Raw genomic sequence first — 7340 nt, 5'->3', positions numbered from 1 at the left:
GGTGTACTCAATGGCTTCGACCGGATTGTTGGAACCGGCGCCGGCAATCACCGGGATGCGCCCTGCCACCTGCTTGACCACCAGCTCGACCACCCGGCAGTGTTCGTCATGAGTCAGGGTCGGACTCTCGCCCGTGGTGCCCACAGGTACAATGCCGTGGGTACCCTGCTCGATGTGCCACTCTACCAGACGCAGCAGCGCCTCTTCATCCAGCTTGCCCTGTCGAAACGGGGTGATCAACGCAACGATTGAACCTTGAAACATGGGCTTTCCTTCTCCTAAATAACGCGCATATGGCAATAAAAAACCCCGGTACGATGCGCGCAACCGGGGTTTTAAGTTTCTCAGCGATGAGAGGTTACGCGCGAACGTCGGCAGGCCCGAATATCAGGCTTTTTTTGTGCTTTCGTTTCAACCCGTTGAACCGCATTTCATCATCTCTGGTCAAAAAATGGTGTCTGGGCATATTTCGGGAACACGGCATAAATGTCAAGGCGAAAGGGGCTATGTATAATGGCCGCCCAAAATTGAGCGGAGAGACCCGATGAGCAGCCCTATCAGTGCCGTCAGCCAGATGCTGGAACGAAACCAAGCCCTCTTTGTCGGCAAGCGGCTACTTGTCTGTGGCGCGCTGGAGGATGACTATCCGCGCCAGCTGGCCGCTCTGGCCCAGACCCTGACCGTCTTTACCACCGATTACTGCTACTACCGCAGCCAGCAGGCGGCCCTGGGCGAAGGGATCCTGTTCGACCACCAGCTCGGTGGTGCCCCCCGCTTCGACGCCCTGCTGCTGCTGATGCCAAAGGCCAAAGCCGAGGCGCAATATCTGCTGGCCATGATGACTCCCCTGCTGGAAGCCGGCGCCGACCTGTTCCTGGCTGGTGAAAACCGCGGTGGCATCAATGGCGCCGACAAGCTGCTGGCCCCTTATGGCGAGAAGCCGATCAAGCGTGATTCGGCGCGCCGCTGCTCCCTCTATCACGGCGAGCTCTGCAAGCCGGTCGCCCCGTTCGAACTGGAAAGCTGGTTTGGCCGCTACCAGTGCAAGGCGGGTGACACCGAACTGACCGTGCTGGCGCTGCCCGGGGTATTCAGCGCCGCCGAGCTGGATCTCGGCACCCAGATGCTGCTGGCGGCGGTGCCGCCGATGCAGGGTGAGCTGCTCGATTTCGGCTGTGGCGCAGGAGTGATTGGTTCAGTGCTGGCCAAGCGCAATCCTGACCTGCGGGTCAACATGGTGGATATCAGCGCGCTGGCGCTCGAATCGAGCCGCCGCACCCTGACGATCAATGGTCTGCTGGGCAAGGTGTATCCTTCTGATGTCTATTCGGATGTTTCCACCCGTTTCCAGCACATCGTCTCCAATCCGCCATTCCATGCGGGTCTCAAAACCTTCTATGCCGCGACCGAAACCTTCCTCGCCAGGGCACCGGAGTTTTTGCTGCCAAATGGCTCGCTGACCATTGTTGCCAACGCCTTCTTGCGCTACCAGCCTATACTGGAAACACATTTCAAACGGGTGGACGTGATCAGCAGTGATGCCAAATTCAAGGTCTATCTGAGCAAAGTGTAAATAAGTCTAAGCAGCACAATCAAACCGCTAGAGAGCGCCATCCGGTATCTGATAAGGTACTAATAGCACGATAAAAAACACCCCTTTAGGGGTGTTTTTTATACCTAGCATTGAAAACCTTTTCATCTTGTTCATTCAGGGAGAGAAATACGATGGCAGGCATCTTGACCATGATCCTGGCTGGTGGCGAAGGTACTCGCCTGCAGCCTCTGACCACGACCCGCAGCAAGCCTTCCGTCCCCTTCGGTGGCAGCTACAGGCTGATCGACTTTGTCCTCAATAACTTCGTCAACGCAGACTTTCTGCGCATCTACGTGCTGACCCAATTCAAATCCCAGTCCCTCTATCTGCACATGAAGAAGGGCTGGAATATCGTCGGGATCACCGACCGCTTCATCGACCCCATCCCGGCCCAGATGCGGATGGGCAAACGCTGGTATGACGGCACCGCAGACGCCATCTACCAGAACCTCGGCTTTATCGAGCGGGCCGAACCGGATCACGTCTGCATCTTTGGCTCCGACCACATCTACAAAATGGATGTGAGCCAGATGGTGACCTTCCACAAGCAGAAGAGTGCCGCCATGACGGTCGCCGCCCTGCGCATGCCCATCGAAGAGGCGAGCGCATTCGGGGTGATCGAGGTGGATGCCGAAGGGAAGATGATCGGCTTTCAGGAAAAGCCCAAGCATCCCAAACACATCCCCGGCGATCCGACCCAGGCGCTGGTCTCCATGGGCAACTACATCTTCGAGACCGATGCCCTCTGCCGCGAGCTGAAGCGGGATGCTGCCGAGGAGAACTCCAGCCACGACTTTGGCAAGGATGTGATCCCGAGCCTCTACCCGCGCGCTCCCGTCTATGTCTATGACTACAGCACCAACGTCATCCCGGGCGAAAGACCGAGCGTCTACTGGCGGGATGTGGGCACCCTTGACTCCTACTGGCAAGCGCACATGGATTTGGTGGCCGACAACCCTCCCTTCTCCCTCTATAACCGCAAGTGGCCGCTGCACACCCACTATCCGGCACTGCCGCCTGCCACCTTCATCGACAGCGACGAGTGCAAAGTGAAGATCGCCAACTCCCTCATCTCCGCCGGTTGCTTCATTCAGGGCAGCCAGATCCAGCGTTCCATCCTCGGTTTCCGTTGCAATATCGGCGCTTGCAGCCATGTCAGTGAGTCCGTGCTGCTGGGGGATGTGAAGATTGGTGAAGGCTGCTCCATCCGGCGCGCGATCATAGATAAAAATGTTGAAATTGCGCCCGGCACCGTTATCGGTGAAAATCTGGACCACGATCGAGAGCGATTTACCGTATCCGAAGGCGGTATCGTGGTGGTACCTAAGGGAGCAAGAGTTGGCTATTAACCCACTGAAAATCCTGTTTGTTGCCTCGGAAGTTGAGGGGCTGGCCAAGACCGGAGGTCTGGCAGACGTCGCCAGAGCCCTGCCGATGTACCTGGCCCAGAAGGGACATGATGTCAGGATCATGCTGCCCTTCTACAAGACGATAAAGCGACGGGATGAGGCCAGACTGGTCGCTTCACACTGGTTGCCAACCCATCCAGGGCTGCCAGACATCGGTTATCGCATCTACCAGATGGCACTGGATAGCGTCTGCGTCTACCTGCTCGACTGCCCGCAATATTTCGATCGTCCCCAGCTCTACGCCGAGAACAATCAGGCCTATCCGGATAATGGCGAACGTTTTGCCTTCTTCTCGGCCGCGGCCCTCCATGCCTGCGAGCAGCTCGGCTTTGCCCCGGATATCGCCCACTGCAACGACTGGCATACCGGCCTGCTGCCGCTGCTGCTGAAAACCCGCCATGCCCACAACCCCTTCTTCCAGCAGACCCGCAGTGTGATCAGCATTCACAACGCGGCGTTTCAGGGGGTGTTCGGCCGCGAGCAGTTCTGGGCCATGCCCGAGATCGCGGATTACGAACACCGCCTCAACTATGACTACGGCCACGTCAACCTGCTCAAATGCGGGGTGCTCTACGCCGACAAAATCAATGCGGTCAGCCCCAACTATGCCCAGGAGCTGCTGACTCACCTTGGCGCCCACGGCATGGCGCATATCTTCCAGCAGCGGGCCGCCGATCTCTGCGGCATCCTAAACGGTTGCGACTACAAGGACTGGGATCCGGAGTTCGACGAGTTCCTGCCTGCGACCTATAGCATCGACAACATGGCAGGCAAGCAGATTTGCAAAGAGCACCTGCAAGAGGAAGCCGGGCTTGCCGTTGCGGATCTGCCCATCTACGGCATGGTTTGTCGCCTGACCGAGCAGAAGGGCGTCCCCCTGCTGCTCCCTGCACTGGAGAAATTCCTCCACCATCAGGTGCAAGTGGTGATCGTCGGCTCTGGCGATCCTGCGCTCGCCACACAACTGCAAACCATGGCCCAGCAGTATCCGGGCAAACTCGCCTTCATCAACACCTATGACGATCGTCTAGCCCATCTGGTCGAAGCCGGTGCCGACTTCTTCCTGATGCCCTCGCTGTTCGAGCCTTGCGGCCTCAACCAGATGTACAGCCTCGCCTATGGCACCCTGCCACTGGTGCGTGCAGTGGGAGGTCTGAAAGATACCGTGGTGGATTGGGATGCCGATCCCGAGCATGCCACCGGCTTCTGCTTCAACGATCCGACGGCCTCCATCCTGCTCGATACGATGCGCCGCAGTCTGCTCTACTTCCTGCAGGACAAAGAGCGCTTGGCCAGGGTGCAGCACAACGCCATGAGTACCCGCTTCAACTGGCCTGATTCGGTCACCCAGTACGAACTGATGTATCAGAGTGCATTGGGCCGTTACTGAGCCGTAAACGTCGGCTAATTGCTGAAGTTTTGTACCCTTGGTTTCACCTTGGACGTCAACAGCGAAAAAAGTCCCCTTTGGCTGTTGACGCTCCCCCAAAACTCTATAGAATCCCCCTCCGCAGTGATGCGAAGGTGGCGGAATTGGTAGACGCGCTAGCTTCAGGTGTTAGTGTCCCACGGATGTGAGGGTTCGAGTCCCTCTCTTCGCACCAATACTGCCATGCTGATTCAGCAGCATGTAAATCCAACTAGAAAACCCGAATGTGCGAAGGTGGCGGAATTGGTAGACGCGCTAGCTTCAGGTGTTAGTGCCCCCCGGGTGTGAGGGTTCGAGTCCCTCTCTTCGCACCATGACTCTGACATGTAAAAACAGAGCAATGCGCTCCAACCGCATTTAAAAACCAGCTGGAGAAAATCAGTGTGCGAAGGTGGCGGAATTGGTAGACGCGCTAGCTTCAGGTGTTAGTGTCCCACGGATGTGAGGGTTCGAGTCCCTCTCTTCGCACCATTCATTACATAAAAGGCCCATCACGCAAGTGATGGGCCTTTTGTTTTCACTCCTTGTTATGACTATGCTTTTGACGACTTACCGCCCATCGTCATGCCAAGGAACGCATATGCTACCGGATACCGATATTCACAACTTTTACGAACATCTGGTGCTCAAGGAGATTGAGCAACAGGGACTGCAACAGACGCTCACCAGCGACCAGATGGCCGATCTCTGCTGTCTCACCCTCAACCAGCTCCCGGCCCACTATATTCGCCACAGTGTCGATATGCTCTACTTCCTGACCGATGCCAAGCGCACCGAAATGGAGAGGCTGGTTGTCGACTCACTCACACTGGCACAGCAAAAGATCAAGCAGGATCCCGTCAAAACCTCATAACCAAGGCTGCTGCCAGAGCAAAGTGACAATACCGGTCAGCCCTGCCACTGGCAGCAGGATCAAGGCTGGCCTCAATCTGGGTTCAAGCATGACCCAGGCGGCCAGCACAAAGCCAAGACTCCAGATGCCGTACTCCTTATCCTGACCCCAGCCCAGCACAGCCAGCAGCCCGCCCAACAGCATGACTCTCACAATCCAGATCATGGTGATGCCTCCCCTACCAATCAATAACAATTATCATTTGTATTTTAGGCGTATGCAATCGGACTTTTCTATCAGATTCAAATGTCCATCGGGGCAAACAGAGCACTCAAAAACGGGTTATGAGATCAACTAATTGGTAAGTTTTCCAATCAAAAGTGCATTTTTGCTAAATCTGTTGGGATTCTCCCCCCCAGGTTTGTGGTAGATTGCGGCCTCTTTTTGGGTTGGCCCCTCGGGATACGTGTATCCACAGGACGAGAGGGACTGACCTTGGCGAGCAAGAGTTTAGGAAGTATCTATGCAAAACCAACAAAACCACATCCGACTACCGAACATGGCGCAGGTGTTTGCCTGTCTGGCCATTTTCCTGGCACTGGCATTTTCGTTCACCAGCGTGCTCGATTTGCCCATCCAACTGGCGCTGTTCATCGCCTGGTTCATCATCATGGGGCTCGGCATCAAGCTTGGCCACGATTACAAATCTCTGGAGCAGGCGGCCGTTGACGGCGTAGCCAAGGGGATGGGGGCCATCCTTATCCTGGTCTCCGTCGGTGCGCTGGTTGGCACCTGGATTGCTGGCGGCATAGTGCCCAGCATCATCTACTTCGGCCTCAAGGTGATCCACCCGTCCATCTTCCTGCTGGCAACCCTGATCATCTGCTCCCTGACCTCACTGGCCACTGGCACCTCATGGGGATCTGCCGCCACGGCCGGTATTGCCATGATGGGGATCGGCCACAGTCTCGGCGTGCCTGCGCCGCTGGTGGCAGGTGCCGTACTCTCCGGCGTCTACTTCGGTGACAAGCTCTCTCCGCTCTCCGACTCCGTGGTGCTGGCCTCGACCATGTCCAACGTCGACGTGGTGGAGCACATCAAAGGGATGCTGCCCATCAGCCTGCTCTCTTATGTCATCACCGCCGTGCTGTTCACCGTGGTGGGCATGCAATATTCAGGCAATGTCAGTCTGGAGCAGGTCAATCTGGTAATGGAGGCGCTCGACAACCAGTTCAACATCACCCCGCTGGCCATAGTCCCCGTGGTGCTGGTGCTGGGCCTGCTGGCCAACCGCAAACCCGCCTTCCCGGTGATCAGCTTCGGCGCCCTGCTGGGCCTGATCTGGGCCATCGCATTTCAGGACATGGATCCGGTCAAGGCGATGCACTCCGCCTACAGCCCGTTTGCCATCAGCTCTGGCATCGACTTTATCGACAACATTCTCGGTCGCGGCGGCATGGAGTCCATGCTGGGCTCGGTCGCAGTCATCATCTTCGGCCTGGGCTTTGGTGGCCTGCTGGAGAAGGTCGGTATTCTCTCCGTCATTGCCAGTGCCTTCGAAAAACGCATCAACAGTGTCGGCAGCCTGACCAGCCACACCATTGGTACCGCTTTTCTGGCCAACGTGTTCGGCTCGGCCATGTATGTATCACTGATCCTGACCCCCAAGATCATGGCCAAGAACTACGACCGGCTGGGACTGGCACGCAAGAACCTCTCCCGCAACGCCGAGTTCGGCGGCACCCTCACCTGCGGCATGGTGCCCTGGAGCGACAACGGCATCTTCATGGCCGGGGTGCTCGGAGTCGCCACCCTCGACTACCTGCCCTACATGTGGCTCAGCTTCACCTGCATCATAGTGACCGTCACCCTCGCCTACATGGGCAAAGGGGTGAACCGGGTTCCGCTGGTGGCCGCAGCCAGCTCTCGCTAATCGTTGCGAGATCAATGACAAAGGCGCCATCACGGCGCCTTTTGTTTGAGCGGGATTCGAGGTTAAGCTGACAGCCACCCCAGTCGCGAGTGGCCGGATGCCCGATGAACTTTACCTTTCGCCAGATCCGTTATTTTGTGGCT

Annotated in this window: 7 protein-coding genes and 3 tRNA genes; 8 read left to right on the top strand and 2 right to left on the bottom strand. The window is 57.1% G+C overall.

The window, feature by feature from the left end:
- Positions 1–264 (bottom strand): dihydrodipicolinate synthase family protein (locus tag AAC083_RS07475; protein WP_181364682.1); only part of this gene is annotated, 264 nt, incomplete at its 3' end.
- A 280-nt stretch (positions 265–544) separates the two neighbouring features.
- On the opposite strand from AAC083_RS07475, the gene rsmC reads away from it, so the two are divergent.
- The 7 genes from rsmC (at position 545) to AAC083_RS07440 (ending at position 5285) form a co-directional block, all read left to right on the top strand.
- Positions 545–1573, top strand: coding sequence for a 16S rRNA (guanine(1207)-N(2))-methyltransferase RsmC (rsmC, locus tag AAC083_RS07470; protein WP_108536213.1), 1029 nt, complete (start codon positions 545–547; stop codon positions 1571–1573).
- 152 nt (positions 1574–1725) lie between these two features.
- The gene (gene glgC, locus AAC083_RS07465; RefSeq protein WP_108536212.1) at positions 1726–2943 is read left to right on the top strand and encodes a glucose-1-phosphate adenylyltransferase; all 1218 of its coding nucleotides are present in this window, start codon (positions 1726–1728) and stop codon (positions 2941–2943) included.
- On the top strand, positions 2933–4393 hold the full coding sequence (glgA, locus tag AAC083_RS07460) for a glycogen synthase GlgA (protein WP_108536211.1): 1461 nt from the start codon (positions 2933–2935) through the stop codon (positions 4391–4393). Before glgC ends, glgA begins: the two co-directional genes overlap by 11 nt.
- Positions 4394–4521: 128 nt before the next feature.
- A tRNA-Leu gene (locus tag AAC083_RS07455) sits at positions 4522–4607 on the top strand.
- A gap of 53 nt (positions 4608–4660) precedes the next feature.
- A tRNA-Leu gene (locus AAC083_RS07450) sits at positions 4661–4746 on the top strand.
- Between the two features lie 71 nt (positions 4747–4817).
- Positions 4818–4903 (top strand) — tRNA-Leu (locus AAC083_RS07445).
- Between the two features lie 109 nt (positions 4904–5012).
- A complete protein-coding gene (locus AAC083_RS07440) occupies positions 5013–5285 on the top strand; it encodes a late competence development ComFB family protein (RefSeq protein WP_181364681.1) in 273 nt (90 codons plus the stop codon).
- Here the strand turns inward: AAC083_RS07440 and AAC083_RS07435 are convergent.
- Positions 5280–5489 carry a hypothetical protein gene (locus AAC083_RS07435; protein ID WP_108536209.1) on the bottom strand — a complete coding sequence of 70 codons (210 nt, stop codon included), beginning with the start codon at positions 5487–5489 and terminating at the stop codon, positions 5280–5282. The two genes, AAC083_RS07440 and AAC083_RS07435, sit on opposite strands and share 6 nt — an antisense overlap.
- Positions 5490–5787: 298 nt before the next feature.
- On the opposite strand from AAC083_RS07435, the gene nhaC reads away from it, so the two are divergent.
- Positions 5788–7197: a Na+/H+ antiporter NhaC gene (gene nhaC, locus AAC083_RS07430; RefSeq protein ID WP_042038947.1), complete on the top strand. Its 1410-nt coding sequence runs from the start codon at positions 5788–5790 to the stop codon at positions 7195–7197.
- The last annotated feature ends 143 nt before the right edge of the window (positions 7198–7340 follow it).

This window comes from Aeromonas sp. HMWF014, from assembly GCF_963878295.1.
In the GTDB taxonomy this organism is placed as follows: domain Bacteria; phylum Pseudomonadota; class Gammaproteobacteria; order Enterobacterales; family Aeromonadaceae; genus Aeromonas; species Aeromonas popoffii.
The sequence above is the reverse complement of the archived record's forward strand: the minus strand, read 5'-3'. Positions and strand labels throughout refer to the sequence as shown.

Excerpts from the sequence above, each read along its gene's own strand:
- AAC083_RS07440 (WP_181364681.1), top strand. The coding sequence starts at position 5,013 with ATGCTACCGGATACCGATATTCACAACTTTTACGAACATCTGGTGCTC.
- glgC (WP_108536212.1), top strand. The coding sequence starts at position 1,726 with ATGGCAGGCATCTTGACCATGATCCTGGCTGGTGGCGAAGGTACTCGC.
- nhaC (WP_042038947.1), top strand. The coding sequence starts at position 5,788 with ATGCAAAACCAACAAAACCACATCCGACTACCGAACATGGCGCAGGTG.
- AAC083_RS07435 (WP_108536209.1), bottom strand. The coding sequence starts at position 5,489 with ATGATCTGGATTGTGAGAGTCATGCTGTTGGGCGGGCTGCTGGCTGTG.
- rsmC (WP_108536213.1), top strand. The coding sequence starts at position 545 with ATGAGCAGCCCTATCAGTGCCGTCAGCCAGATGCTGGAACGAAACCAA.